Source organism: Serratia sp. HMSC15F11, assembly GCF_001808215.1.
Lineage (GTDB): Bacteria > Pseudomonadota > Gammaproteobacteria > Enterobacterales > Enterobacteriaceae > Serratia > Serratia nevei.
In genome coordinates, this window is sequence record NZ_KV792508.1 from 109,447 (window position 1) to 136,431 (window position 26,985).

Here is a 26,985-nt window from a genome sequence, read left to right on the forward strand (position 1 = left end):
AAAATTTAACCTATCGACTTAGTCCCTACATATATATCGTATTTGACTACCGAGATAATCTGTTACGCTTGCTTTGATTCATTATCTCCAGTCAACACTGCTTGCCATAGCCACTCCAATATAATCCTACAATAAGGGCTGAATGGATCGCGTCAAAAGTGATATAATTTCGGCTCGGCTTGACCATCACGTCACCATAAGATTGTAAGCTGTTGATAATCAGTAAAAAATAACTCAAGCTTCGTAACTGGAACCTGCACGATTATGAGTAAACCAATTCAGATGGAACGCGGCGTCAAATACCGCGATGCTGACAAAATGGCGCTGATCCCGGTCAAAACGGTGGTCACCGAACGGCAGGAGCTGTTGCGTAAACCCGAGTGGATGAAGATCAAACTGCCTGCCGATTCAACGCGCATTCAGGGCATCAAAGCCGCCATGCGTAAAAACGGCCTGCACTCCGTCTGTGAGGAAGCCTCGTGCCCTAACCTGTCCGAGTGTTTCAACCACGGTACCGCCACCTTTATGATCCTCGGCGCCATCTGTACCCGTCGCTGCCCGTTCTGCGACGTGGCCCACGGCCGCCCGATCGCGCCGGACGCCAACGAGCCGGAAAAGCTGGCGCAAACCATCGCCGACATGGCGCTGCGTTACGTGGTGATCACCTCGGTTGACCGCGACGATCTGCGCGACGGCGGTGCTCAGCACTTTGCCGACTGCATCTCCGCCATCCGCGCCAAGAGCCCGAACATCAAAATTGAAACGCTGGTGCCGGACTTCCGCGGTCGTATGGACCGCGCGCTGGAGATCCTCACCGCCACGCCGCCGGACGTGTTTAACCACAACCTGGAAAACGTGCCGCGCGTATACCGCCAGGTGCGCCCGGGCGCCAACTACGAGTGGTCGCTGAAGCTGCTGGAGCGCTTTAAAGAGGCGCACCCGAATATCCCGACCAAATCCGGCCTGATGGTCGGCCTGGGCGAAACCAACGCGGAAATCGTCGAAGTGATGCGCGATCTGCGCCGTCACGGCGTCACCATGCTGACGCTGGGCCAGTATCTGCAGCCGAGCCGCCACCACCTGCCGGTGCAGCGCTACGTCAGCCCGGCCGAGTTTGACGAGATGAAAGAAGAAGCGATGGCAATGGGCTTCACCCACGCCGCCTGTGGCCCGTTCGTGCGTTCGTCTTATCACGCCGATCTGCAGGCCAAAGGGATGGAAGTGAAATAACGCGTAATAGTTTGTTACGCTAAAGACGGCGGAAACGCCAAAAAACGGATGTCCGCAAGGCATCCGTTTTTTATTGCGCGCCCTCAGACGGGATTAAACGTCTTTCTTCTCGACGCTCTGCTGAGCGGACTGGCTCTCGGCAGTGTTGCTGCCGGCGGCCGGCGGCGTGCTGTCGTCACCCACGGCTTTTTTAAAGCCTTTCAGCGCCGCACCAAGATCGGCGCCGAGCGTGCGCAGTTTGCTGGTGCCGAACAGTAAAATCACCAATACCGCAATCACCAGAAGTTTGGTAATACTGATACCTTCCATACTCACCTTCTTATCATAGAGCGCTGCGTGAACAGCGAGAAAAACTGACCTTGCCTGCGAATATTTAGCGACTTTCCCCCCGCTCGCACAACCGCAACATGTAACAGAGTGAGATCCGTCGCAGGAATGCCACGCCGCCTCACGGCGTGAACTCCAGACTATTCTTAGTTTATCACCCGCATGATACGCTGCCATGATACTTATCAGGGAGATGCCGGATGTATATTGCCCCCCCCATTTTCGATGCCCGAAAATCCGGCCTCAGCTTCGCCAAACGCACCTATCTGCCCCGCGTCGCCGGTCTGGGGCTCGGCTTTATCTGCGTTTGCGCCGCACTCTATCCCTTGGCTCCGCCCACGGCGGTCTGGCTATTGCTGGCCTTTCACGGTTTTCTCTGGCCGCATCTCGCCTACCGCTTGGCCTGCCGCGCCAAAGATCCGTTCAAAGCCGAGATCCGCAACCTGCTGATCGACTCCGCCTTCGGCGGCTTCTGGGCGGCGATGATGGCGTTCAACGCGCTGCCGGCGATCGTCATCCTGTCGATGATGAGCATGAACAACATCGCTTCGGCCGGTAAGGCCCTGTTTGTCAAAGGGTTGGCGATTCAATTGGCCGCGGCGGCGCTGACCGGCGCGCTGCTCGGTTTCCCGTTCCACCCGCACAGCACGCCGCTGCAAATCTATCTGTGCCTGCCGATGATCTACCTTTATCCCACGCTGCTCGGCCTGGTGACCTACCGCACCGCCAAACGGCTGGCGGAAAAAAAACAGGAGCTGCAACGCATCAGCACCGCGATGGGCTGACCGGCTTGTACAACCGCCGCCATTGGGAGCATCTGCTGCATCGTCAGTTCGACAGTTGCCGCCGCTACCAGGACAACGCCACGCTGATCTTGATGGATATCGATCGTTTCAAAACCATCAACGATACTTTCGGCCATGCGCTGGGGGATGAGGCCCTGGCGGCGCTGGCGGAAGAGCTGCTGATTGGCTTGCGCAACGTGGATATCGTCGGTCGCTACGGCGGCGACGAGTTTGGCGCAGTGCTGCCGAACACCAGCGCCGAACAGGCGGAAACCGTCCTGCGGCGCATCCAGCAGCGGCTGGACGCCGTTATCTTCAAAGAGGCGCCACAGCTGCGGCTACAGATCAGCGCCGGCATCGCCAACTACCACCCCGCGCTGGGCGGTTATCTGGACTGGCTGAAAGCGGCCGACGGTGCGCTTTACCGAGCGAAGCAAAATGGCCGCAACCGGCTGGAAACGGCGGCGCCGACGGGCGACTAACTTACTGGTTTAATAACTTGGCAAAATACTTCGGCGCTTCGACAAAGCCTTCACGCCGGTAAAACGTATGCGCCCGCTCGCGGCGGCTGTGGCAATGGACTTCAAGCCGATCGCAGCCGCGACGGTGCGCCAGCGCCTCGCCCTCCGCCAACAGCCGCCGCCCTACGCCTGCGCCGCGCGCTCGGTCGTCGACGCAAAAATAGCTGATGCGGCCAATGTCGCCGGCCAACGCCAGCTGCGGCAGAAAATGCAGCGACAGCACGCCCAGCACCCGCTCGCCCTCCACTGCCACCAGCAGCGCCTCGTCCGGATGCGCCAGCAGCTGGTGCATTCGCTGCGTCAGAAACGCCTCGGTGCCGGGATAATCCAACGCCGTCATTAATTCGGCGATAGCCTGGCGATCGCTCAGGCGCGCCGTTCTGATTTCCATGGGGTAACCTCGCAGATTGTCGATACTACAAAATAGGCGGCGTTAGGTGTAACATCCACCGGGTACGGTAAAAAAGGCCGTGCGGCACGCTGGAGATGACATTCCTCCCTAACCGCCTTCACAGGCTGATGATGTCTACGTAACCTCTCGGAGAGAGGCGCGTAGCGTTACGCCTGTCCCTTTCCGAGTCCCGTGAATTTCTCTGATTGAAAGGTAGTTGCCCCATGTTGAGCTCTTTACTGGCCGTATTTATCGGCGGCGGCGTCGGCAGCGTTTTGCGCTGGGCGGTAAGCATGAAAATGAATCCGCTGAACGCCCACATTCCGCTCGGTACGCTGATGGTCAATCTGATCGGCGGTTTTATCATCGGCCTGGCGATGGCGATTTTCACCCGCATGACGCATCTGGACCCCACCTGGAAATTACTGATCACCACTGGGTTCTGCGGCGGCCTGACCACCTTCTCCACCTTTTCGCTGGAGGTGGTGTACCTGATGCAGGATGGCCGCTTCGGTTGGGCGCTGGCCAACATGCTGCTCAACCTGGCCGGCTCGCTGGCGATGACGCTGCTGGCTTTCATGCTGGTGATGTGGGTCAACGGGCGCTAAGCCCTTAATGTTTCCTTAATCTTGCATGCGCATAATCTCATCCAGTACTTCTGACTGGATGAGAAACCGCTATGTTTAGCCTGCCGAAAACCGCCGCCGAAGCGATTGCCGTTGCGCTGTGTGTGCTGATCGTCGCCGCCTTTATCAAATCCTACCTGTTCGCTTAAGCGCCTTTTCCCCACAGCACGCGTTCATCTTGCGTCTTTCCGGCCGACTACACTACAATTGAGAATGAACGTTCACACCCAAAAATGTGAACCCGGCTCACGCGTAGCAAAGGATCGGGCAAATGCTCTCCCCCAACGACAGTAAACAGGCCAAGGTGCAGGCCCGCCGCGATCAGATCGTCGAAGCGGCGAAAACCAGCTTCCGCCGCCACGGCTTCCACGCCGCCAGCATGGCGGAAATCGCCCAGGGCTCGCAGCTCAGCGTCGGGCAAATCTATCGCTATTTCGCCAATAAAGACGCGATTATCGAGGAAATCGTCAACCGCATCATCGCCAGCAAGATGCAGCGGCTGGAAAACCTTGGCGATCACATCAACCTGATCGCCGGCACGCTGGCGGCGCGCACGCTGTTTCAGCAGCCGGGCGAGAGCGAAACCGATCACATGCTGATGCTGGAAGTGACCGCCGAGGCCACGCGCAACCCGGTGGTAGCCAAAATGCTCAGCGATGCGGAAGCGCGGCTGTTTCGCCACGTGTGCCACAACCTGCAGCGGCTGTATCCCCATTTCAGCGCGGAAGAGATCGCCGCGCGGGTGGAGTTTATCGCCGTCATGAGTGAAGGCACCGGTTACCGCATCCTTACCACGCAAAAAGCCGATGCGTCCCTGCTGCGCGATCTGTATCAGCAGGCCATTTCTCACCTGTTCAGGAAACGCTAATCTCCCATGACCAAACACTTAGCCAGACAACGTCTGGTGTACGCCGTCGTGCTTGGCCTGCTGGCCGCGCTGGGGCCGCTGTGCACCGATCTCTATCTGCCCGCCCTGCCGGAAATGGCGGGCGAACTGAATACCTCCACCGCCGCCGCGCAGCTCAGCCTGACCGCCGGGCTGCTCGGCCTGGGCGTCGGCCAGCTGATTTTCGGCCCTTACAGCGACAAACTGGGCCGCATGCGCCCGCTGTTGCTGTCGCTGATCCTGCTGCTGGGCGCTTCGCTGTGGTGCGCGCTGGCGCCCACCATCGACCAGTTGCTGATCGCACGCCTGCTGCAGGGCATCGCCGGCGCCGGTGGCGCGGTGATTTCCCGCGCCATCGCCCGCGATCTGTATGCCGGCCATGAGCTGACCCGCTTCTTCGCCCTGCTGATGCTGGTCAACGGCCTGGCGCCGATCGTCGCGCCGGTGCTGGGCGGCGTTATGCTGCAGGTGATGAACTGGCGCGGCATCTTCGGCGTGCTGGCGGCCATCGCCGTGCTGCTGTTCAGCCTGTCGGCGCTGAAACTGCACGAGTCCCTGCCGGCCGAGCGCCGCAGCCAGGGCGGCATTCTGGCGATGATGATGTCGCTGGGCAGTCTGTTGACCCAGCGCTATTTCATGGGCCTGTGCCTGACACAGGGCTTCGTGATGGCCGGCATGTTCGCCTATATCGGCGCCTCGCCTTTCGTCTTGCAGCAGATCTACGGCCTCAGCCCGCAGATGTTCAGCCTGTGCTTCGCCATTAACGGCGTCGGGCTGATCATTGCGGCGCAGCTGGCCAGCCGCCTCAGTTCGCGTTGGGGAGAGCGTCGCGTGTTGAAGAGCGGGCTAACGCTGGCGGCCGTCGCATCGCTGTTGCTGCTGTTGGCCGCCGCGCTGCATGCGCCGCTGGTGGTGTTGCTGGTGCCGCTGTTCTTTTCGGTGGCGGTGATCGGCATCGTCGGCCCAACCGCCTCTTCGCTGGCCATGCAAAGCCAGGGTGACAAAGCGGGCAGCGCGTCGGCCTTGATCGGCGTGTGCATGTTCGCGCTCGGTGCCTGCGCCGTGCCGCTCACCGGGCTGGGCGGCACGTCCAGCCTGTCGATGGCGCTGACCATCGTCGGCTGCTACGCCGTCGCCATCCTGCTGTTCAGCCTGTTAGGCCGCCGCAGCGAGGCATAACGCGCCCAATAAAAAACCCGCTCAATGAGCGGGTTTTAAGAAATTCAGCTACGCAGCTTAGATAGCAGTAACGTTAGCGGCAGATGGGCCTTTGGCACCGTTCGTGATTTCAAATTCTACACGCTGGCCTTCAGCAAGCGTTTTGAAACCGTTGCTAACGATGGCAGAGAAGTGAACGAAAACGTCCTTGCTACCATCTTCCGGAGTAATGAAACCGAAGCCTTTGGATTCATTAAACCACTTAACGCTACCTTTAATCTTAGACATCAAACTTACCTTTAACGTGAATGAAAGACACAAAACCTGTGTCTATTACAGTACAGCAAGCAGGCAGGATTTTGTCCACCACCGCGATCACAGAAATCCGATAAAGAGTGAAAAAATCCGTGTTGTCCGGTGTAAATTGATTGCACCGGTTGCGATAAGTTACCGTGCCAGGTCAATCCTCTCCACCCACCGGCGAACAACGAGCGAACGCCCAAACTCGCCCGTTTCCCCCAGCGTTGACGCTCCCGTGCAGACGCAATCGCTATGAAATATAACCAGATGGTCTTTTTGCTTCGGCGGCCGCTGCACTAGGGTTAGGGTTTATTTCCCACTGTGAGCCAAGCCTATGACCAGCCAGTTGGCAGACAAAATCATCGCCTATCGGCGTGAGCTGCACCAAAACCCGGAGCTTTCCAATCACGAATTCGCCACCACCGCCCGACTGACGCGCTGGCTGCAAGAAGCGGGCATTCGCCTGCTGCCGCTGGCGCTGAAAACCGGCGTCGTGGCAGAGATCGGCAGCGGCAAGGGGCCGATCATCGCGCTGCGCGGCGACATTGACGCTCTCCCGATCGACGAAATCGCCGACGTGCCCTTCAGCTCGCAAAACCGCGGCGTGATGCACGCCTGCGGCCACGACTTTCATACCTCAGTGATGCTCGGCGCCGCACACCTGCTGAAAGCGCGTGAGGCCGACCTGCCCGGCACGGTACGCCTCTTCTTCCAGCCGGCGGAAGAGACCTTCAACGGCGCCCGGCACCTGATCGACGCCGGCGCGCTGGATAATGTCGCCGCGGTGTTTGGCCTGCATAATGCGCCGGAGCTGCCCACCGGCACCTTCGCCACCCGCGCCGGGCCGTTCTACGCCAACGTCGATCGCTTCCAGATCCTCATCACCGGCAAGGGCGCGCACGCCGCCAAACCGGAACAGGGCGTCGACACCATCGTCACCGCCAGCCAGATCGTCGGCGTCCTGCAGACGCTGCCCAGCCGCAGCTTCAGCTCGCTGGAATCGCTGGTGGTGAGCGTAACGCGCATCGAAGGCGGCAATACCTGGAACGTGCTGCCGCAAACCGTGGAGCTGGAAGGCACGGTGCGCACCCACAGCGACGCGGTGCGCCGCCAGATGCCGGACAAGATTCGCCAGGTAATCGACGGCATAGCCGCCGCGCTGGGTGCGCAGGCCGAACTCCGCTGGCAGCCGGGGCCGCCGGCGGTGATCAATGACCCGCATTGGGCGGCGTTCAGCAAAACCGTTGCCGCCGAGGCCGGCTACCGGGTCGAAGAGGCGGAGTTGCAGATGGGCGGTGAAGATTTCGCGCTGTATCTGCATCATGTACCGGGGGTATTTGTCAGCATCGGCTCCGCCAGCGAGTTCGGCCTGCATCATCCGCGTTTCAATCCCGATGAACGGGCCCTGTTCCCTGCGGCGCAATATTTCACGCTGCTGGCGGAACGCACGCTGCAACAATTAACCACCGCGCCGGAAAAAGCCCTCAGCAACGCCTGAATAATGAAAATAGTATTTCCCCGACGCCGCACATGCCGCGTCGGGCCTTATTATTTCGCTCGCCGTGATATTTGCAATTTTCAACATTTGAATATGCTGTTTTGTTGTTTTACATCCCGCCGCCGCTCATCAATAGTGGACCCATCAAACACCGCGCGCCTCTGCGGCGCATGACAGGATAATCACGATGAGCGACAACGCGAATAATCAACGGCAATTGCGCCTGGGTGCCATTCTGCATGGCGCATCGGGAAATATGTCCGCCTGGCGCCACCCGGACGCCACCGCCGACGCCAGCATTAACCTCGAATTTAATATCGCCTCGGCGAAAAAAGCCGAACAGGGGAAATTCGATTTCGTCTTCGTCGCCGACGGGTTATATATCAACGAAAAATCCATTCCGCATTTTCTTAATCGTTTCGAACCGCTCACCCTGCTGGCCGTGCTGTCCGCCGCCACCGATAAAATTGGCCTGGTGGGCACCCTCTCCACCTCCTACAGCGATCCGTTCACCGTCGCCCGCCAGTTCGCCAGCCTCGATCACCTGAGCCACGGCCGCGCCGGCTGGAACGTGGTGACGTCGCCGCTGGAAGGCTCGGCCAAAAACTTCTCGCGCACTGAACACCCGGAACACAGCCTGCGTTACCGCATTGCCGGCGAATTTCTCGACGTCGCCAAAGGGCTGTGGGACTCCTGGGAAGACGACGCCTTCGTGCGTAATAAGACCAGCGGCGAATTCTTCCGCACCGGCAAACTGCACACTCTCAATCACCAGGGGGAGTTCTTCTCTGTACAGGGGCCGCTGAACATCGGCCGCACGCCGCAGGGGCGCCCGATCCTGTTCCAGGCCGGCGCCTCCGAAGACGGCAAACGGCTGGCGGCCCAACACGCCGATGCGATCTTCACCCATCACGACACGCTGGAACAGGCACAGGATTTCTATCAGGACGTGAAGCGACAGCTGGTGGAACAGGGGCGCGAACCGGACGATCTGCGCATCTTCCAGGGCGTCAGCGTGATCGTCGGCGACGACGACGCGGACGTCGAGCGCCAGTACCAGGAAACCGCCCGCCTGGTCAGCATCGAGAACGCCCTCAACTACCTCGGCCGCTACTTCGAGCATTACGACTTCGCCCGCCATCCGCTGGACGCGCCCTTCCCCGACATCGGCGATCTGGGGCAAAACAGCTTTCGCAGCACCACCGACGCCATCAAGCGCAGCGCCCGCGAGCGCAACCTCACGCTGCGCCAGGTGGCGCTGGAAGCCGCCTCGCCGCGCCCGGTGTTCAGCGGCACGCCGGAAGCGGTGGCGGACGGTCTGCAGCGCTGGTTCGACGGCAAAGCCGCCGACGGTTTCATCATCAGCGGCGGTACGCCCAACGCCTTCGGCCACTTCGTCGATCGGGTGGTGCCCGTCCTGCAACAGCGTGGCCTGTTCCGCCAGGCGTACCACGGCGACACGCTGCGCGAGCACCTGGGCCTGAAGCGCCCGCTGAACAGATTCACCCAATGATAAGATCGCTTTCAGGGATACCCGCTATGCAGAAAACCGTTACTGCCGCCCTCGTGGCGGCCTTGCTGAGCCTGACCGGCGCCGCACAGGCGGGCACCGGCATCGATTTGCAGGCCAATGAAACCCCGATCCACGCGCCGAAAAACCCGCAGGCGATCGCCAAACTGCCGGCCGATTTCCACTTCGTGAAGCCGGGCCAATTCACCGTCGCGATCGCCGCGCTCAACACGCCGCCGCTGGCGCTGTTCGCCGCCGACAACCGGCGGCTGATCGGCAGCGAGGTGGATATCGCTCAGCTGGTGGCCGACAGCCTGGGCCTAACGCTTAACGTGGTGCAAACCTCGTGGGAAGACTGGCCGCTGGGGGTGGTTTCCGGCAAGTATGACGCGGCCATCACCAACGTCACCGTGACCAAAGAGCGCAAAACCCGCTTCGACTTCGCTACCTACCGCATCGACTCGCTCGGCTTTTATGTCAAAACCGGCGGCAAGATCGCGACGATCAAACAGCCTGCCGATATCGCCGGATTAAAAATTATCGTCGGCTCCGGCACCAATCAGGAAGCCATCTTGCTGGCATGGGACAAGCAGAATCGGCAGCAGGGGCTTAAACCTTTCCAGCCAATCTACGTGACCGACGATGCAGCCGCCACGCTGGCGATCCAATCCGGCCGGGCCGACGCCTACTTCGGGCCGAACGTGCTGGGCGCCTATAAAGCGGCGCTGAACGGCCGCACCCGGCTGGCAGGCACGGTGGAAGGCGGTTGGCCCAAGGCGGCACACATCGCCGTCACCACCCGTAAAGGCAACGGCCTGGTGCAGGCGGTGAACGAAGCGCTGAACGGCGCGATCGGCGGCGGGCAGTACGATCGGGTGCTCAACCGCTGGGGCGAGAGCGTCGAACGCCTTGCGCAGTCGGAAATCAACCCGCCCGGCCTGGGCGATTAGGAGCGCGCGATGACGCAAGACACCTTCATTCAGACGCTGCCGACCGACCCGCTGATCGCCCCGGTAATCGAGGGGCTGTTCGGCGAATATCGCCGGCGTTACGGCGACTATTTTGGTGACCAGGAACCGGAACCGCTGGATCTGTACGCGCCGCCGCAGGGGGCCTTCATCGTGCTGCTGCGCGCCGGTGCGCCGATCGCCATGGGCGCCTTTAAACGCTATGACGCACAAACCGCCGAGCTGAAGCGCATCTGGACGCGGGGCGATCTGCGTCGCCAGGGCCTGGCACAGCGGGTGTTGCAGCAGCTCGAAACGCTGGCGCTGGCGCAGGGATATCACCGGCTCTATCTGACCACCGGCTTTCGCCAGCCCGAAGCGGTGGGCCTGTATCTGAGCAACGGGTATCAGCCGCAGTTCGATCCCACCGTCGACAGCGAGGTTTACAGCCGCCCACCCTACGATGGCCGCCTGCCGTTCCGCAAAAGCCTGATTGCAGAGGGCGCGTGTTGTTGCGCGTCGGAAAGGAAAATCGCCTAAGGCCCCTTTATCTGTATCAGGAGACATGACATGTCCAAACAAGAAGTCTTGAAAGTGGTGCCCGCCCGCTATCCGCTGCGGCTGATCGGCGCGCTGTTTTCGCTGTTTATTCTGGCTGCCATCGTGCAATCGGTGGCGGGCAACGCGCGCTGGGAATGGGGCGTGTTCGCCGAGTGGTTCTTCGCGCCGGCGGTGCTGGCTGGGCTGGGGCAAACCCTGCTGCTGACGCTGCTCGGCACGCTGTTCAGCATCCTGTTCGGCACCCTGCTGGCGCTGGCGCGATTGTCGCGCTCTTACCTGTTGGCGTCGCTGGCCTGGGGTTATATCTGGCTGTTTCGCTCGCTGCCGCTGATTCTGGTGCTGATCATCCTGTACAACTTTTCCTACCTGTACGACGCCATCTCGCTGGGCATTCCCTTCACCTCCGTGGTGTTCGCCAGCTATCCGACCATCGACATTCTCGGCCAGTTCGCCGTGGCGGTGCTGGGCCTGACGCTGGTGCAGTCCGCCTATACCGCCGAGATCATCCGCGGCGGCATCCTGGGCGTGGATTACGGCCAGCACGAAGCGGCGGCGGCGCTGGGCCTGCCGGGCTATCGCCGCACCTTCCGCATCATTCTGCCGCAGGCACTGCGATCCATTATTCCGACCGGATTCAACGAGATCATCAGTCTGGCGAAAGGCACCTCAATCGTTTACGTGCTGGCGCTGCCGGAGCTGTTTTACACCATCCAGGTGATCTATAACCGCACCCAGCAGGTGATACCGCTGCTGATGGTGGCCACCGTCTGGTATCTGTTCATCACCACCGCCCTGTCGGTGATCCAATACTACATCGAACGCTATTTCGCCCGGGGCGCGGTGCGCGAACTGCCGCCGACGCCCTGGCAGAAACTGGCCGGCTGGCTAAAACGTTAGGAGACCCGCATGTCTGAAGCCATTGATTATTACGCCTTGCCCGAACAGCCGGTACGCAACCTCACCCCGGTGCCGGCGCGCGGCCTGATCGAAATCAGCAACGTCAGCAAGTTCTTCGGCAAACACAAGGCGTTGGACGACGTCAGCCTGACGCTGCAGCCGGGCACCGTGACCGTGATCCTCGGGCCTTCCGGCTCCGGAAAATCGACGCTGCTGCGGGCGATCAACCATCTGGAGCGCGTCGACGAGGGGTTTATCCGCATCGACGGCGACTACGTCGGCTACCGCCGCAAGGGCAACCGGCTGTACGAGCTGAAGGAAAAGGCCATCCTCCGGCAGCGCATCAACGTCGGCTACGTGTTCCAAAACTTCAACCTGTTCCCGCATCTGACGGTGCTGGAAAACATCATCGAAGCGCCGGTGGTGCACAAGATCCACTCCCGTGAACGGGCGAAAGCGGTAGCCTATGAGCTGCTGGATACGGTCGGGCTGCGCCATAAGGCGGACGCCTACCCGCGCCACCTCTCCGGCGGCCAACAGCAGCGCATCGCCATCGCGCGCGCGCTGGCGCTGAACCCGAAGGTGATCCTGTTCGATGAACCGACCTCCGCGCTCGATCCCGAGCTGGTCGGCGAAGTGCTGGACGTGATAAAGGGATTGGCGGATCTGGGCGTCACGCTGGTGGTGGTCACCCATGAAATCGGCTTTGCGCGCGAAGCGGCGGATCGGGTGGTGTTTATGGTCGACGGGCAAATCGTCGAGCAGGGCGACGCCAAGCAAGTGCTGGCTCAGCCGCAGCATCCGCGCACCGTCAACTTTCTCAACAAAGTGCTGTGATCGTCAGGGCGCCGCGGCGCCCCGTACCCGAGCCGCTTACCGGCCGGCGAAACGCCGTTTCTCGGCGGCGAAGTCCAGCGGGCGGATCCCCTGCTGGTTTTTGTCCTCGTCGGTCAGCAACGCCGGCGGAATAAACCAGGTCACCTCGAACAGCAGCCCGTCCGGATCGTGGCCATAAATGCTTTTGTGCACGCCGTGATCCTCTTCCAGCCCCAGAATGCCGCGTTCGGCCAGCTGGTGACGAATACGCTCCAGCTCCTCCAGGCTATCCACTTCCCAGGCCAGATGGTACAGCCCGGCCGGTGGCTCATGCTCCGCCGGCGGCTCGTTGTTGGCGCGAAAGACCCCGGCGCGCTGCTGGCCCAGGTTCTTGCTGAACAGCGCCAAATCGTGATCGTTGTCCGAATCGGCGGCCTGGGTAAACACCGCCCGATCCGGGCTGTCGGACGGCTTGAGCTTGAACCCCAACACCTGATGATAAAAGTCGGCGCTCTGCCGCACATCGCTGACATACAGCACGGCGTGATTGAGACGTTTGATGCCCATCGCTATTCCTTTTTCGCATTGAATGAAGTCAGCATGAACATAGCATGTGGGGAGAAAGCCGCTAAATGCCGTTATCGCATGACTAAATGCCGCCCGCGCAATCTGTCGCTGCAAGGCATTCCGCGCTATCATAAGCTCTGTATAGAACCCTTTTGTGAGAATAGCGATGAACGGCAAGATAACGACTTTTTTTGAAGACAAAGGCTTCGGCTTTATTACCGACGAGAACGGAGAAAATCGTTATTTTCACGTGATTAAAGTGCAGAACCCGGAGCTGATTAAGAAAAATGCGGCGGTGACCTTCGAACCGACCAACAACACCAAAGGCCCGTCGGCTTATGCGGTCAAAGTGTTGGCGCCCAGCAAATACATCATCATCGCCAACGAAAGAATCAAGATCGCCAGCATCAAGTCTTTCAATACTTTCACCAAGGAAGTGCCGGTCAAAGCCGACGTGGATAAAGAGAACACCGTGCTGTCGGTCGGCCTGCTGATGAACCGCATTCGCCCGCAGTCAGAAGACCAGGCGCAGACCATGCAAACGCTGCGCATGCTGACCATTACCACTTTCCAGAACACCACCCATACCTTCTCCGAGCACGAGATCGACATGGATGAGACCATCAAGGCGCTGAAAAGCCTGTAAGCTTCTGCGTACAGAAAATAACCAACGAAATTTGTCGTCGCCTGTGTTAGCGTGAGTTTTCACCTGACACAGGCTATTGATATGTCCGATTCCATCAGCGTTAAAGGTTTTATCAACCGCTCCACCCAAATCGTCTGCCCTAAATGCGGCTATGTTACCCGGCAAAAATGCGCGGCAATGCTGCAAGACGTGATACTGATTTGCCCTAATTGCGAAACCCGCTTCGAGCCCAGGCAAGGCTGAAAACGGTTAGCGGAACAGGATATGCTCGACGCTGTTGCCGTTCACCACATTGAACGACTCCACCCGATTACGCCCCTGCGATTTGGCGCGATACAGCGCGATATCCGCCATATTCATCAGCTGCTCCAGCGATTTCACCTCGTTCATCGCCAGGCTGGCGACGCCGACGCTGATGGTAATTTTCAACGTTTGCTTGCCTTCCGCCTGCAGTTCCGCCTGCTCCACCAGCCGGCGCAGATGTTCCCCCAGCGCCACGCCCTGTGCCGCCAGCGCACGCGGCAGCATTATGGCGAACTCTTCCCCGCCCAAGCGGCCGAACAGCTGATCGTGGCGCAGCTCGCGCCGTACGATGTGCGCAAATGACGCCAAAACCTGATCGCCGGCGCTGTGGCCGTGCGTATCGTTGATCTGCTTGAAATGGTCGATGTCGATCAGCAGGAGCGACACCGCCTCTTTGGAGCGGTGCTTGTGCTCCAGCAGCTCGCCCGCTTTGCGCGTCATCGCGCTGCGCGCCAGCACCCCGGTCAGAAAATCGTGGTTGGCGCTGTGCTCCAGACGCCGCATCAGCTTGCGGTTGGCGGCGATAGAACTGGCGAGGATCAGCGGCCCCATCACCAACATGGCGATGCCCAAGCGGGCGGACATCAGCGTGTCGAGGAAGGCGTTGTGGTTGTTCGGCGTTTCGTACAGCACCAGGTTGGCGGAAATACTGCTGATCTCGGTCATGCCGGTCAACAGCGTCAGCAACGTTACAGGGAACAGCTGGTAACGCACCGCGCACCACAGCAGTGCCGGGATCGGGAAGGCGATAGCGCCCGGCCCGCCGATATAGACGCTGAAGATCAGCGACAGCAGCAGCGCCAGCAGAGGCAGACAGCCTTTCAAACGCCAACGCACCTGTATGCGCAACAGCTGCTTCAGCCGCGGCGCCGCCATCAGCACCGGCAACAGCAGCAAGGTCGTCGAGAACTGCTCGCTGAACCAGGCCAGCCACGCGACCACCACCGTGTTGTTGTACAGGCTGTCGTTGCGCAGCACCGACAGCGTCGACGCCACCGCCGCACCGGCCAGACTGGCGCTGAACATATAGAGTATCGCCTGGGGTTTGCCCATGCGCCGTTGCGACTGGGGCAGCATCAGCATGATGCCGTAACCGACGGCGATCAGCGACATGTTGCAGGCGTTCAGCCACAGCGCCAGGGACCAGCCTTCGCCGGTGCTGAGATCGGCGGCGACCATGCCCAGGTAAGTGGTAAGCCAGCCGAGCGGCGTGGCGTAAACGGGTTTGCGCAGCAGCAGACCGAGCAGAATCGCATTCACCGGCCAAAATAAAGAAAGCGAACCAATCGGCCGGCTAAGAATACCCACCAGAGAAAGTAAAAAGGCCAGCATGAAAAGATTGATCAGCTGAACCGTCAGAGGCAGGCCATGCCTGGCGTTTATTCTGACGTTCATCGCCTCGCCCATATTTCGCTAATAACCAGAATAATAATGTGCATACTCTCTCGCCCGGCCAGTGAGGGATAGTCAACTCGGATTTCAACCAAAAAAGCCAGACAAATCAATAATAAAAAACGTTAACATTTAATTAACAGACTTTTCTTAGCCTGATGCGACCGCGGCGGGCTCACCCGCATAGCGTCAGCAAATAATGCCGACTCTGCTGTCAGCATAGCGCATAGCGTAATAGGCCGCCGCCGGCGTTAATTACATTAATAAGCTTGTGGTTATTGGTCGTTGAATGATGTTTGAATAACTACGCGATTATTTTCCTGCAACTGGGCCGCCCGTGCAATAACAACCCCAAAAAAGCCCGCATAGCGCGGGCTTGCTTGAACAACAGCAAATCGACAGTTACGACACAGCCATACGTTGCATGCCTGTGCTGCCGCGCAGTATAGCGGTGAAAGCTTAAGCAGACCTTAGCAACAAAAAACCCGGCCTAGGAACCGGGAATATTTGTACGAAATGCACTGTTAGCCCAAGCAGGCTAATAACATTTCGCGGCTTACACGCCAATTGTGCAGAGAAAATGAACGCGGCGTCCGTTCAGTCGCGTCGCTGCCCTCTCTGCACGGGAGACCTTACGCCAGTTTGGCGGCAAAACCCGCTACGCGCTGGCCATAGAGCTTGGCGGTCGCCAGATCGCCCGACAGCATTTCATCCACGCCGGCATCCGCCGGGGTCTGCACCAGCAGCCCCACCGAACCGCCCAGGTTATTGACGTCGGTGCGCTGCGCCGATTTGGTGTTGGCCGGCAGCAGCCCCAGGCTGACCCACAGGCCGCCATGTTGCGAAGCCAGCGTCTGCAGCGCGATCAACGTGACCTGCTTGTCGCCGTTCAGGCTGGCGCTGTTGGTAAAGCCGCCGAACACTTTGTCCTGCCACTTGCGGCCGAACCAGGCCTTGGAGCTGGCGTCCGCGAATTTCTTGAACTGCCAGGATGGGCCGCCCATATAGGTTGGCGAACCAAAGATGATGGCGTCCGCCTCATCCAGCGCCTGCCAGGCTTCGTCGCTGATATCACCGTTCTGGTCGATGGCGATCAGTGCTGCCGCCCCGGCGCCTTCCGCCACCACTTTCGCCAAACGCTCGGTATGGCCGTAGCCGGAATGAAACACCACTACTGTCTTCGCCATAGAAATTCTCCACTCATTGCACAAAGGCGCCGACGGCGCCCCTCTCGCGTTCAATCTAATCAAGCGCGCAGCGGCTGAATACCGAATAAAACTGACGGTGTTATTCAAAAAAATCGCGTTATGCGCCCTGCTCTGCCTGTTGACGGGCGAAGTCGATAAAAGCACGCAGCGGGCGCGGCATTTGGCGGTTTGCCGGATAGTACAGATAGAAACCGGGGAACGGCGGCGTCCAGGCATCGAGCAGCGGCAACAACCGGCCATCGGCCAAACCGGCGGCAACCTGTTGCTCAAACAGGTAGGCAATGCCAGCCCCATCCATCGCAGCCCGCACCAAGACTTCCGGCTCATCGACTATCACCGGCCCTTCCACGGCGATCTCCTGCTTTTCACCGTCGCACTCAAACTCCCAACGATACAAACTGCCGTTGGTCGGCCAGCGGTAATTCAAGCAGCGATGTCGATGCAGATCGCCCGGTGTTGACGGCCGGCCGTGACGCGCCAAATACGCCGGTGAAGCAACGACACGCATCCGCACCTCCCCGCCCAGCTTGACCGCCACCATATCTTTCGCCAGTTTCTCGTGCAGCCGCACGCCGGCGTCAAAACCGCCGGCAACGATATCCACCAACCGCTCCTCAACATTGAGATCGAGCGTAATATCAGGATATTGATGATGAAACGGCGCGATCAAAGGCGCCAGAAAATGTAACGCCGCCACGCGGGTTACATTAAGCCGCAAAAGACCTGAGGGGTTCTGGCGTTGCTCGACCGCCTGTGCCACCGCCGCGTCAATCTCGGCCATCGCGGGCGTCAGGCGCGCCAACATCTGTCTTCCGGCTTCAGTCAGCGCCACGCTGCGAGTGGTACGATTCAGTAAACGCACACCCAGACGTTCCTCCAGGTTGCGCAGCGTTTGGCTGAGCGCCGAAGCGGACATCCCCAAATGTGCAGCGGCGCGAGCGAAACCGCCATGCTCAACAATCGCGGCAAAGGCGCGCAACTCGGCGAAATCACTGCCCCTCATTCTGCTCTCCCTCCTTAATAATTCATGAAGATTATAGTGCATTCCTTAAACAACCTGCGGGCGCTACCGTAGACGCTACCTACACGGGAGAATGCCTATGAACACGTCACTATCGCTGGATCACTATCGTTTATTGGGCCGTTCCGGCCTGCGCGTTTCACCGCTGGCGCTGGGCACCATGACCTTCGGCGCCGACTGGGGCTGGGGCGCCGAACTGGCCGAGGCTCGCCGTCTGTTTGACGTTTATGTCGAACGCGGCGGCAACTTTATCGATACCGCCAACCGCTATACCGAGGGCAGCGCCGAACGTTTCGTGGGGGAATTCGCCGCCGGGCGCCGCGATCGGTTGGTGATCGCCACCAAATACACCCTGCCGATGCAGCCGGACGATCCCAATTCCGGCGGCAATCATCGCAAAAGCATGCTGCGAACGGTGGAGGGAAGCCTGCAACGGCTCAATACCGATTACATCGACCTGCTCTATCTGCACGCCTGGGATTTCACCACGTCGGTGGAAGAGATCATGCGCGCCATGGACGATTTGGTACGCGCCGGAAAAGTGCTGTATGTAGCAGTATCGGACCTTCCCGCCTGGCAGGCGTCGAGAATGCAAATGCTGGCGGACCTGCGTGGTTGGTCGCCGCTGATCGCTCTGCAAATCGAGTACAGTCTGCTGGAGCGCACCGTCGAACGCGAGCTGATGCCGATGGCGCAAGAATTGGGGATGGGCGTGATCCCTTGGTCGCCGCTGGCCGGCGGCGTATTAAGCGGCAAATACCGGCGGCAGGATCTGCAACCGTCGCCCGATGAAGCGGGCTCTCGGCGTGAAGCCGTGCGAGCCAAGGGGACATTGAACGCACACAATCTTGATATCGCCGACGCCGTCAACCAGATAGCTGATGAGACTGGATATTCCCCATCACAAATCGCGCTGGCCTGGACACTGCGTCACCCGACGGTCACCGCGCCGATCGTCGGCGCCCGAACCCTGGCGCAATTGGAAGATAACCTCGGCGCCTTGAAGGTGGCGCTGGCGGAAGATCATTGGCGACGATTGGACGATCTCAGCGCCATCGAGCTGGGATTCCCACACGATTTTCTCGCCCTGCCAGCCACACGCAACATCATGACCGGCAGCGTGCATCTCGCCCGGCGCAGATAAAAAAAATCCCGCGCAAGGCGGGATAAACTTAACAGGGATGGGGTAATACACTACAGGGAATGGATAACACACAACATCATCGGGTAGAGCTACAGTACCAATCCCAATGTATAGAACTGTCATCCCCGCGTAAGTTTGCTCGGCCAGATGTAACGCCGAATGGGAAATATGACATTTCGCTCAACGCACCACAAACAGGCGCGATTCGAAACCGCCGCTCTTGAAGGTGGCGGTATTGACCCATCCCGGCGGCGAACGGCCGAAGTCCTGATTGAAATCCCCGCCGCTGACCAGCCAGACCCGGCGATGGCCTTTCGATAAATCGCTGAGCTTATCGACATAGGTCTGCGCCGCCCGATCGTGGAAAAAGGTGCCGAAGCCATAGGCATTGGGCTTGCCCGAAATGCCGTTGGGCCTGGCCGGGGTATACAGCAAGGCGCGATAGCCCTTCTTGTTGTAATACACGTAGCTCAGGTAGTTAAACATGTTGCTGACCACTACCGCATCGTTAGGCTGATAGTGGCTGTTGATATAGTGCACCATCACCTTGAACTCATCTTTCTCGACTGGGTAGTCGTTACGCACGCCGCAGCCGAACAGCAGGCTGAAGAACAACAGCAAAGAGATCCCGCGCACCCGGCTTTTCATTCCGGCGATCAACACGCCCAACACCAGCGGAATGCCGAGCGCGGCGGAATAGAGGTAGCGATCGACAAACAGCGGCGTGCGCCAGGAAATGGCGAATACCAGCGTCACCGGGATCAGAATGCCGCCAAGCAGCAGTAGCGAGAATGTCCTTGGCATCGCGCGCCGTTTCAGCAGCAGCGCGCACAACGCGATAAACATCGCCGGCAGCAGCCAGAGAATCGCCGTGGGATAGTTGCTGCCGTCATGGCTGGTGAGAAAACGCCAATACATTGCCGGCAGATCGCCCCAGGAGACCTGAGGGATCCAACCGACGTCGCCGCCGACCCGCAGTTCGGCGATATGCGCCAGCAGATTGAACAGCACCAGCAGCCAGGGAATGTAGGCCACCCCGATCGCCACATTGGCCAGCCACCACGCCGGCTGCTTGATGTAACGTACGCCTTCACGGCGGCACGACAGCGCCAACACCACCAGCCAGTGGGCGATCAGCGTGAAAATGGTGAAGTAATGGGTATAAAAGCTCAGCGTCATCAACAGCGCATACAGCGCCAGATAGCGGCGGTTATCCGGCGTTTTCAGCCACTTCGCCAGCACCATGGCGGCGGCAATCGCCAGCATCCCCATCAGCGCGTACATGCGCGCCTCCTGGCTGTAACGCACCGCCATCGGCATGATTGCCATCAGCCATCCCGCTATCAGCGCCGCCCGCTCGTTGGCCAACCAACGGGTAAAGCGCATTGCCAGCGCCACCGTCACCACGCCGAACACCAGGCTCAGCGAACGGGCGGCCATGATGCCGTCGCCAAACAGAACCATCCAGCCATGCAGCAACAGATAATAAAGCGGCGGGTGAACGTCGAAGGAGGCGTGGTACAGCAAAGCGCCCACATCATAGCGGCTGGTCAGCACGCTGGAGGCCTCATCGCACCAAAAGTACCGATCCGTTAAGGAAATAAACCGCACGATCGCCGAAAACGCCACGATCGCCAACGCGTAATGTTTGTAACTGATACCCTTTAAGCCGTTGTTGCTCAAAGAGACATTCGAAACCTGTTGCAGTGACATAACCGCATTCCGCCCAAGAGAACCACACAGTGTGGAGACGCAGCGTCATCATTGCCGACGGCGGGTAAATGGCGGGTAAATCAGTGCGAAAAAGTCGGCGCAATCACCGCGGCGCCGCACGACTCTCAGCGGATTTCAACGCTGATATCCGGGTAGGCCTTCTCGCCGTCGCTGAGGTAATGCCCCAGCGCCCGGTAAGCCATCACGTACAGCACGGCGGCGGCGCACAGGCACAGCAAGGTCACGAGCAGGAATCTGGATTTGCGCACGATAGGCTCCATGGGGAAATTTTCGCCTATTGTAGCGCGGCAAAATAAACGAAGGTTCAATTGCCGGCGGGTCATGCGCCTCGCACCCACTCGGCGAGGCGGCTTCAGATCATTTCTTCAACATGTAGATAAACGAATCGACGGTTTCGCCGCCGGCGGTGGTGACGCTGACCGCTACCCGTTCATCCCCCTCGCCTGCGAACGCATCGAGAGTCGGCCAGTGGTTGACGAGATTAGCTGAACGGAACAGAAAACCATTCACCCGATTGCCGCTGTTATCCAACACGATGCCTGGGTAGCCCATCTCGGCGCCCCAGCCTTCGTTAAGCAGCGATCCGCCAACGCTGCCTTCTTCCCAGCTGCCGCCGATGGCTTCCATAATGTGCGCGTTGGGTCTGCCCGTCCCCAGGGTGCCGTATACGAATAAACTTTGCATTTTTCACTCTGCCACTGACTGAAAAAAAGTCTTTACTCAGAGTGCTGTACAGCCCCTGCCAGAAAGCAATGGCCTTTTACACGGCTCATTCCAGATCTAATTGATTCAACAAACCGGTACGCGTCAACGAGAATGAACCATAGTGTGCGTAGAGGTTTTCATTGAGCGCTGAAGTGCGCAATAAGCATAGAATAACTGCGCCATCATGTAAGACCAAGTAAGGAAGGCACAGGTCATAAAGACCATCTTCGTGCCATCTCCCAGGATCGGGAAGAAGTCATACTTCAGCGCAATCGTCCCCCCTGCGCCCCCCCCCAGCAGAGTCGCCAGCGCATGCAGGAATTCGCCGGCACGCACCAGACACCAAATGAAATACAGCAGATACAATGTGTACAGCGCCCACATCAGCACATAAAAATAGGGCAGCCACGGTTTGAATGCCGTCGACAGGAAGTAAATAGCCGTGACACTGAAAGCGGCCAAGAACAAGATGAAATCCTTCGCCGGCGACGGCTTGTAGCCATGCGTCACGGCCATCAAGCCAAGCGTTCCAACAATCGGCACACCGACACCTCGGGAAAAGGCATCAAGAAAAATGGCAACATCGTAGTTGGTTTGCCAGCCGGTAGCGATGAAGGTCGTAAAGTTTGTCGCGGAAATACCAACTATCAAAAATTCCACGCCAAGCAGGTAGTTTTTGCGCCTGACAAATGCCGCACCATAATACAAACCGCACACCACCAGGAGTACACACGAGAACAACGCGAATATATCTATTAATTCCACGATAACAGCCTCTGTCACTAGAGTTACGTCGTTGCTCCGCCGTCACGAACCAAGGGCAACGACATCAAATGCAATCAGCCTTTTATGGCAATATCTTTACGTACTTTCCTATCGATCCAGTCATCCATCAACTTAGCCGCCGCAAACGCGGACTGTATGGCGCACCACTGCAAGGGCTCAGGCAGCATGGATGGCGTCTTGTGGTGCAACGCAGCCAACAGCTCTGGCGTCCTGCCGTTGATTTGCTTGGCCAAAAGCAAGCCGATAAACGATTGGGTGCCGAGTCCATGGCCCGAGCAACCGGCGGTATAGAAAATATTTTGTTTTTCGCCCATTGCGCCGAGTACCGGCAGGAAGTCATAGGCGCCGCTGACATAACCACTCCAACAATGCTTGATACCTAGGTCGTGCAAGGCCGGATAGCGTGCGCGTAGTACCTGTTCCAATGCCACATAGGCACCTTGATCGGGGATGTTGGGCGTCTTTGAACCATAGGCATAGCCCAACTTCTTGACAGTCAATACCATGGTGCCGTGCGCCGTCAGGCGGTGACTCTCCATGGTATAGTGCGGCGTGATGATCCCCTCTCTTCCCTGCCATCCCAGAGCAGCAAGTTGTTGCGGCGAGAGCGGTTGCGTTTCTATCGCCGACACCCGAATCGCTGCAACCTTGTTGCGCAGCACGCCTAGCTGGGGGAGGTAAGCATTGGCCGCCAATACCATTACCGGAGCGGTCGCACTACCGTGCGCAGTCTTGCAGACAATGCTCGAACCCTCGCTGAAGGAGAGCAATGGCGTGCGCTCGTAAAATTTCACCCCCGCCTCGATAGCCGCACGGCGCAGACCGCCGACATACTTCCCAGGATTCAACGTGCCACCACACTGCTCGGCGGCGAAAAGAAAGGCCGGCGGAATTCCCCGCGCCCGCATTTCGGAACTGTCCACGAAGCGGGTCTTTGCCCCTAACTTTTGACCCAATGCCATGTTTTGCCGCAGGCGTTTTTCCTGGCTGAGATGAATACCTGCTCGCAACACACCGGACGGGTTGTAATCACAGTCAATACCTAACGTTTTCATTCGACCTTCCACGTAGGGCACTGCCTCGTCGTAGAACCTGACGAACTGCGTCGCCTGTGCCACACCTAACCGCTTGACGAACATCTCGTACTCGATTCCCATGCTGCCCAGCAGGTAGCCGGCATTGCGGCCACTGGCGCCGAAGCCGGCGAACTCCTGCTCCAGCAGGATGACCTGCGCCCCCAGCGCCCTCAACTCCAGCGCAGTCGATAGCCCGGCAAATCCGGCACCGACCACGATGACATCAGCCTTCACATCCCCTTCAAGCGAGGGCTGTAGGTCGGCAGGCGGCTCCACCCAGCCCCCCAGGCTGCGAAACTTCAATGGTGCAACGCCACCAAAAGATGCTTTGTTCCCTGCATTCATTATATAACCCCCAGCATATCGCTTATTGTTTCCATCCTGCGTCGCCTCAAGACAGCCCTGAGTGAGCCGCAAGAACGTGCCCTGCTCATCTCATCATCTGCTTTCCTCGTCATTCAGCGGGATATTCCAAATCAACAGTTCAAGGGCTGCTGCAACTTGAATACGGTGGTCGGCAAACTGGAGAGGCAGTAGATGCTGAGCGCGATCCAGGCGGCGCAGCAATGTATTGCGATGCGTACGCAGTGCTTCAGCGGTCTGGGTGACATTACAACCGTTGGCCAGGAAAGCATGCAGCGATCGTTGAAGTACCACAGAATCTGTCGCTAGGCGTCCGAGCGTTCTCAAGACAAACTGCCTAGCCGCACGGGCGTCGTGGGTCATCAGGGACACCATCCTCACCTGGTCTATCGTAGCAACGGCCGGCGCACCAGTTAATCGCCCTAATAATCTCTGGGTGGTCAAGGCTTCCAGATGAGATCGGCGGAAGCCGCCTATTCCTGCGATCGGTGAGCCGATGGCCGCTCGTAGTGTTGGGAAACGCCGAGCAATATCTTGCAGTTCGTTTAAATCCAATACTTTTGTCGTATGGCACCAAACCCATAAGGTCGCAGGGCCAGCGAAGACGATGAGGGGAGCTGTCGAACCCATGAGATGTGCCACCGCATACGCCATTGTCTCCAGTCGGCGAATATCCATATCCTCGATCTCGCTCCAGATTAGACAGGCACGGTGCCGCTGAAAAAGACTGTAACCCAGTTGCCTGCCTAATTGCTCAACATCCACGTTTCCACCATCAAGCAACCGGCTGACCAGGCTGCGTTTGTCGATAGAACCCTCATGGATCTGAGCTCTCTTTTCCTCCAGGAGAATTTGAGTCAATGTACACATGTTGCTGTCGATGAATGTCGAGATCGAGCGCAACGAAACTTCGAGGAATTCCTTTAGCTCTATGGGATCTTGCGTAAGGTTAAACGCAAGCGCCATCCAAAGCTCCCAAGCTGCGTTTTGCGTCGATCGGGCGATCTTCATCAGCAGCTCCCCTTCGCCCCTATGAACCAGCTCTCGGGCCGTGTCCAGAATGTCAGCAGACACGTAGGGTTGCACGGGTTCTCCGGGGCGCTGCAGATTCGCATTTGCCCAGTGCAACAATTCTGCCCGATTGGCGCGCCGGAACGCTGCCAGCATGACCGGGTCCTCCAGTATTCTCATACCTTCTTGAGAAGCGGCAAGCGACTGGTTCAAACGCTCGATCCACTCAGTTGGAAGTGTCTGAGCGAGTTCGGCGCCTTTGCGCATGAGTTCACAAACTGCTTCTGACGGACGTAGTGAAACAGACAACGTAATGGTCATGGACGATACCAATCACTCAAAAGGTACACGAATATAGCGGTGGTCTGATGGCAACAGAGCCCCCTCCGGCATGCACAGCAGAACAGTTTTCATTCTGAATGGGGCGTGCCACACACGGCCCGAAAACAACACAGCAGTCCCGTCGATCTTGAATAACGCAGCCTCTGCAAAACATCGTCCGTGAACTGCTTTACTGCAAACGTCATTTACCATCAGCCCGTCCGGTTCGACGACCAGCACTCACGGCCACGCTACCGCTATCGTGGTGACCGGGCCTTTACTTTAGTTGGAAGCCATTGCTCTCCCCATGGGTTACCCCATGGGGTTGTCTATGTCAGAACCCTTTTCCAGGTTCGGAGAAGTTCGACATGGTCAGAAGTTCCTGGGGATCGCGCATTTGGCCATCGATTTCCACCCACCCCTGCAGTGTCGAACTGGCACTCCAGCCCAGTAGACGCTGCATTTCAGCAGGAAGTTGACGAACGCGTTCAACGGGAATGGAAAGGAAGTGATTTTCTTCAAGACGCAGAAACGCCAAATCGTAGGCCATCGTCAGTCCAGTGCGAGGAGACGTGGAATTATTGGAGCCACCACAATGATACACAGAGCCCATCCATAACAGCGCGGAACCTGCTTTCATTTCTGCAGCGACAGTTTCTTCTTGAGTAGGCATACGCTCGTCATCCCATAGATGGCTCCCTGGAATGACACGCGTTGCCCCATTCTCTTCGGTGAATTCTGAAATGGCCAACATCATTTGCAGCCTTGCTTCACGGCCATACTGTGGATGGCGCCAGAGCGACGTGGCATCGTCACGATGCAGAGGCTGGCGGCCTTGGCCCGGGGCGATCTGAATAGCCTGAGTAATGCTGAGTTGAATATCAGGCTCGATCTCTGCACGGTCATTGCCGACCCAAACGTGGGTGGGTGTTTGTAGGATCTTTCTGGCGGCACCGATGAACAGCGGATTGAGTGCCACCTCCACGGCGGTATCACTTCGCCCGATTATGCGGGCGATACGGCGAGTCTGAGTACCCGCGAAGTAGGGATCCACGCCAAAAGGTGTGGCATTCAGGTAAGTGTCCAGCTCGTTGGCAAGAGACTTCAGCACTGTTGGTGAGACAAAGTCGGAAATTATGACCCCGCCGTCGCGCTTGATGACTTCTACCACCTGATCGATCGATGCATCACTACTGAGCGTCGAGAGTTTTCGTGTATTCATATGCTGTCTACCTTTATGGTTATTCAGTTAGCAACCTGTGCAACCAGACCCAGCGCATACATGGCCGGCCCAGGACGCCTTTTGTCCCCGCCCTATCACCCCCATTCGGCGATGACCAGCTGGAGAATTCAGCATTGTCGAACATGGTCAATTGATCAAGTTGAGTGATCTGATAATTTTCGCCTGTTTTTTCTCGCAGGTTTACAAAGGCACGCAGCATGCCTGTCAGCAAAGGGGTTTCATCGATTTATGGATTGGGGCTTGACCCTGCGATAGTATTCCTTATCCACGGAGCCAGAGCTTCGCTGGCGACAACATCAAAAAAGGAGAACATTTAATGGCTCGGATAAGTGCTAGAGAGCGGAGACAGGACTTTATTGAAGCCACCATCAAGGTGATTACGGAACATGGCGTGGCTAATGCCACTACGCGGCGTATTGCGGAGGCAGCAGGTTCTCCGTTAGCCTCCTTGCACTATGTCTTTCACACGAAGGACGAATTGTTCTGTGCAGTATACGAGTCTCTTATTAACATGCCTCAGAAGTCGTTGCAGAACATGCCGGAAAATTCGACAACAGCGGAAGCAGTGGGAGAGATACTACGCAGTCTGGTCAGGTGGTTCACTACCAACCCTGACTTGGCAACTACGCAATTCGAATTGTTCTTCTGGAATCTTCGTAACAACCCGGACGTAGCAAACAAAATTTACACCGCCTCTATCGAAGCGACCAAGCAAGCGATCGTGAGTATTACCGCTACAGAACTAAAACCGGCCACGTTAACCGCCATTAGCAATCTACTGATCAATCTGTTCGACGGCTTGTTGCTGAGTTGGTCAGCCCATGGCAACCTTGAACGTCTGGAAAAAGAGACCGAAACAGCTTGCCGAGCCGTCAAGCTGCTGATAGCCAGCTACCAGAACGCTCCTTGAATCAACCGTACTGCGCTGCCGCATGACTATTCGCGCCTCCCCCTTTCTATTCAAACCTTCGACGAGCATACTGACCTGCCCCCCGTTGATTAATACACCGTG

At 58.3% G+C, this 26,985-nt stretch carries 28 protein-coding genes, 1 pseudogene and 1 riboswitch; of the genes and pseudogenes, 15 read left to right on the forward strand and 14 right to left on the reverse strand.

What is annotated here, in order from left to right:
• Positions 1-264 precede the first annotated feature (264 nt).
• Entirely contained in the window at positions 265-1,230 is a 966-nt protein-coding gene (gene lipA / locus HMPREF3138_RS23330; RefSeq protein WP_025160046.1) for a lipoyl synthase, read from the forward strand.
• A gap of 93 nt (positions 1,231-1,323) precedes the next feature.
• Here lipA and tatA read toward each other — a convergent pair whose 3' ends face one another.
• Positions 1,324-1,539, reverse strand: a complete 216-nt coding sequence (tatA, locus tag HMPREF3138_RS23335; RefSeq protein WP_038877431.1) for a Sec-independent protein translocase subunit TatA — start codon at positions 1,537-1,539, stop codon at positions 1,324-1,326.
• A gap of 218 nt (positions 1,540-1,757) precedes the next feature.
• On the opposite strand from tatA, the pseudogene HMPREF3138_RS23340 reads away from it, so the two are divergent.
• Positions 1,758-2,824, forward strand: a pseudogene (locus HMPREF3138_RS23340) (diguanylate cyclase).
• Between the two features lies 1 nt (position 2,825).
• Here the strand turns inward: HMPREF3138_RS23340 and HMPREF3138_RS23345 are convergent.
• Positions 2,826-3,254, reverse strand: coding sequence for a GNAT family N-acetyltransferase (locus HMPREF3138_RS23345; RefSeq protein ID WP_038877426.1), 429 nt, complete (start codon positions 3,252-3,254; stop codon positions 2,826-2,828).
• 82 nt (positions 3,255-3,336) lie between these two features.
• Positions 3,337-3,399, forward strand: a riboswitch (Fluoride riboswitch).
• A gap of 79 nt (positions 3,400-3,478) precedes the next feature.
• Here HMPREF3138_RS23345 and crcB point away from each other — a divergent pair.
• The 3 genes from crcB (at position 3,479) to HMPREF3138_RS23360 (ending at position 5,945) form a co-directional block, all read left to right on the forward strand.
• Entirely contained in the window at positions 3,479-3,862 is a 384-nt protein-coding gene (gene crcB, locus HMPREF3138_RS23350) for a fluoride efflux transporter CrcB (protein ID WP_004940022.1), read from the forward strand.
• A gap of 289 nt (positions 3,863-4,151) precedes the next feature.
• A complete protein-coding gene (locus tag HMPREF3138_RS23355; RefSeq protein WP_038877424.1) occupies positions 4,152-4,748 on the forward strand; it encodes a TetR/AcrR family transcriptional regulator in 597 nt (198 codons plus the stop codon).
• Between the two features lie 6 nt (positions 4,749-4,754).
• The gene (locus tag HMPREF3138_RS23360; RefSeq protein WP_038877422.1) at positions 4,755-5,945 is read left to right on the forward strand and encodes a multidrug effflux MFS transporter; all 1,191 of its coding nucleotides are present in this window, start codon (positions 4,755-4,757) and stop codon (positions 5,943-5,945) included.
• A 57-nt stretch (positions 5,946-6,002) separates the two neighbouring features.
• On the opposite strand, the gene cspE is transcribed toward HMPREF3138_RS23360, so the two are convergent.
• Complete coding sequence (gene cspE / locus HMPREF3138_RS23365; protein ID WP_004940030.1) at positions 6,003-6,212, reverse strand: transcription antiterminator/RNA stability regulator CspE; 210 nt, start codon at positions 6,210-6,212, stop codon at positions 6,003-6,005.
• A gap of 346 nt (positions 6,213-6,558) precedes the next feature.
• Between cspE and HMPREF3138_RS23370 the strand changes: the two genes are divergently transcribed.
• The 6 genes from HMPREF3138_RS23370 (at position 6,559) to HMPREF3138_RS23395 (ending at position 12,474) form a co-directional block, all read left to right on the forward strand.
• Positions 6,559-7,722, forward strand: coding sequence for a M20 peptidase aminoacylase family protein (locus HMPREF3138_RS23370; RefSeq protein ID WP_038877420.1), 1,164 nt, complete (start codon positions 6,559-6,561; stop codon positions 7,720-7,722).
• 187 nt (positions 7,723-7,909) lie between these two features.
• On the forward strand, positions 7,910-9,235 hold the full coding sequence (locus tag HMPREF3138_RS23375; RefSeq protein WP_038877418.1) for an LLM class flavin-dependent oxidoreductase: 1,326 nt from the start codon (positions 7,910-7,912) through the stop codon (positions 9,233-9,235).
• A 26-nt stretch (positions 9,236-9,261) separates the two neighbouring features.
• On the forward strand, positions 9,262-10,182 hold the full coding sequence (locus HMPREF3138_RS23380) for an ABC transporter substrate-binding protein (RefSeq protein ID WP_038877415.1): 921 nt from the start codon (positions 9,262-9,264) through the stop codon (positions 10,180-10,182).
• A gap of 9 nt (positions 10,183-10,191) precedes the next feature.
• A complete protein-coding gene (locus HMPREF3138_RS23385; protein WP_038877413.1) occupies positions 10,192-10,719 on the forward strand; it encodes a GNAT family N-acetyltransferase in 528 nt (175 codons plus the stop codon).
• A gap of 30 nt (positions 10,720-10,749) precedes the next feature.
• Complete coding sequence (locus HMPREF3138_RS23390; protein ID WP_004940038.1) at positions 10,750-11,637, forward strand: amino acid ABC transporter permease; 888 nt, start codon at positions 10,750-10,752, stop codon at positions 11,635-11,637.
• 9 nt (positions 11,638-11,646) lie between these two features.
• Positions 11,647-12,474 (forward strand): amino acid ABC transporter ATP-binding protein, encoded by an 828-nt coding sequence (locus HMPREF3138_RS23395; RefSeq protein ID WP_038877411.1) that lies wholly within the window; start codon positions 11,647-11,649, stop codon positions 12,472-12,474.
• 36 nt (positions 12,475-12,510) lie between these two features.
• Here HMPREF3138_RS23395 and HMPREF3138_RS23400 read toward each other — a convergent pair whose 3' ends face one another.
• A complete protein-coding gene (locus HMPREF3138_RS23400; RefSeq protein WP_038877409.1) occupies positions 12,511-13,020 on the reverse strand; it encodes a VOC family protein in 510 nt (169 codons plus the stop codon).
• Between the two features lie 166 nt (positions 13,021-13,186).
• Here HMPREF3138_RS23400 and HMPREF3138_RS23405 point away from each other — a divergent pair, with 166 nt between their 5' ends.
• On the forward strand, positions 13,187-13,666 hold the full coding sequence (locus tag HMPREF3138_RS23405; RefSeq protein WP_038877408.1) for a cold-shock protein: 480 nt from the start codon (positions 13,187-13,189) through the stop codon (positions 13,664-13,666).
• A gap of 81 nt (positions 13,667-13,747) precedes the next feature.
• On the forward strand, positions 13,748-13,909 hold the full coding sequence (locus HMPREF3138_RS27305; protein ID WP_216636306.1) for a YnfU family zinc-binding protein: 162 nt from the start codon (positions 13,748-13,750) through the stop codon (positions 13,907-13,909).
• A gap of 6 nt (positions 13,910-13,915) precedes the next feature.
• On the opposite strand, the gene HMPREF3138_RS23410 is transcribed toward HMPREF3138_RS27305, so the two are convergent.
• The 3 genes from HMPREF3138_RS23410 to HMPREF3138_RS23420 all read right to left on the reverse strand — a co-directional run bounded on the left by HMPREF3138_RS23410 (position 13,916) and on the right by HMPREF3138_RS23420 (position 17,572).
• Positions 13,916-15,364 carry a GGDEF domain-containing protein gene (locus HMPREF3138_RS23410; RefSeq protein WP_038877558.1) on the reverse strand — a complete coding sequence of 483 codons (1,449 nt, stop codon included), beginning with the start codon at positions 15,362-15,364 and terminating at the stop codon, positions 13,916-13,918.
• A gap of 629 nt (positions 15,365-15,993) precedes the next feature.
• The gene (locus tag HMPREF3138_RS23415) at positions 15,994-16,548 is read right to left on the reverse strand and encodes a flavodoxin family protein (RefSeq protein WP_038877406.1); all 555 of its coding nucleotides are present in this window, start codon (positions 16,546-16,548) and stop codon (positions 15,994-15,996) included.
• Positions 16,549-16,666: 118 nt separating this feature from the next.
• Positions 16,667-17,572 (reverse strand): LysR family transcriptional regulator, encoded by a 906-nt coding sequence (locus HMPREF3138_RS23420; protein ID WP_038877404.1) that lies wholly within the window; start codon positions 17,570-17,572, stop codon positions 16,667-16,669.
• A gap of 97 nt (positions 17,573-17,669) precedes the next feature.
• On the opposite strand from HMPREF3138_RS23420, the gene HMPREF3138_RS23425 reads away from it, so the two are divergent.
• The gene (locus HMPREF3138_RS23425) at positions 17,670-18,734 is read left to right on the forward strand and encodes an aldo/keto reductase (RefSeq protein WP_038877401.1); all 1,065 of its coding nucleotides are present in this window, start codon (positions 17,670-17,672) and stop codon (positions 18,732-18,734) included.
• 180 nt (positions 18,735-18,914) lie between these two features.
• On the opposite strand, the gene HMPREF3138_RS23430 is transcribed toward HMPREF3138_RS23425, so the two are convergent.
• The 7 genes from HMPREF3138_RS23430 to HMPREF3138_RS23455 all read right to left on the reverse strand — a co-directional run bounded on the left by HMPREF3138_RS23430 (position 18,915) and on the right by HMPREF3138_RS23455 (position 25,952).
• Positions 18,915-20,447 carry a glycosyltransferase family 39 protein gene (locus HMPREF3138_RS23430; RefSeq protein WP_038877399.1) on the reverse strand — a complete coding sequence of 511 codons (1,533 nt, stop codon included), beginning with the start codon at positions 20,445-20,447 and terminating at the stop codon, positions 18,915-18,917.
• 125 nt (positions 20,448-20,572) lie between these two features.
• Positions 20,573-20,716: a hypothetical protein gene (locus tag HMPREF3138_RS26785; RefSeq protein ID WP_016928795.1), complete on the reverse strand. Its 144-nt coding sequence runs from the start codon at positions 20,714-20,716 to the stop codon at positions 20,573-20,575.
• A 109-nt stretch (positions 20,717-20,825) separates the two neighbouring features.
• Positions 20,826-21,152 carry a gamma-glutamylcyclotransferase family protein gene (locus HMPREF3138_RS23435; protein ID WP_038877396.1) on the reverse strand — a complete coding sequence of 109 codons (327 nt, stop codon included), beginning with the start codon at positions 21,150-21,152 and terminating at the stop codon, positions 20,826-20,828.
• A 123-nt stretch (positions 21,153-21,275) separates the two neighbouring features.
• Positions 21,276-21,938: a hypothetical protein gene (locus tag HMPREF3138_RS23440; RefSeq protein WP_197698861.1), complete on the reverse strand. Its 663-nt coding sequence runs from the start codon at positions 21,936-21,938 to the stop codon at positions 21,276-21,278.
• Between the two features lie 74 nt (positions 21,939-22,012).
• Entirely contained in the window at positions 22,013-23,380 is a 1,368-nt protein-coding gene (locus HMPREF3138_RS23445; RefSeq protein ID WP_038877394.1) for an NAD(P)/FAD-dependent oxidoreductase, read from the reverse strand.
• A gap of 93 nt (positions 23,381-23,473) precedes the next feature.
• On the reverse strand, positions 23,474-24,730 hold the full coding sequence (locus HMPREF3138_RS23450; protein WP_181421354.1) for a PucR family transcriptional regulator: 1,257 nt from the start codon (positions 24,728-24,730) through the stop codon (positions 23,474-23,476).
• Positions 24,731-25,064: 334 nt separating this feature from the next.
• Entirely contained in the window at positions 25,065-25,952 is an 888-nt protein-coding gene (locus HMPREF3138_RS23455; protein WP_038877390.1) for a phytanoyl-CoA dioxygenase family protein, read from the reverse strand.
• 337 nt (positions 25,953-26,289) lie between these two features.
• Between HMPREF3138_RS23455 and HMPREF3138_RS23460 the strand changes: the two genes are divergently transcribed.
• The gene (locus tag HMPREF3138_RS23460) at positions 26,290-26,883 is read left to right on the forward strand and encodes a TetR/AcrR family transcriptional regulator (protein WP_038877387.1); all 594 of its coding nucleotides are present in this window, start codon (positions 26,290-26,292) and stop codon (positions 26,881-26,883) included.
• Positions 26,884-26,985 lie beyond the last annotated feature (102 nt).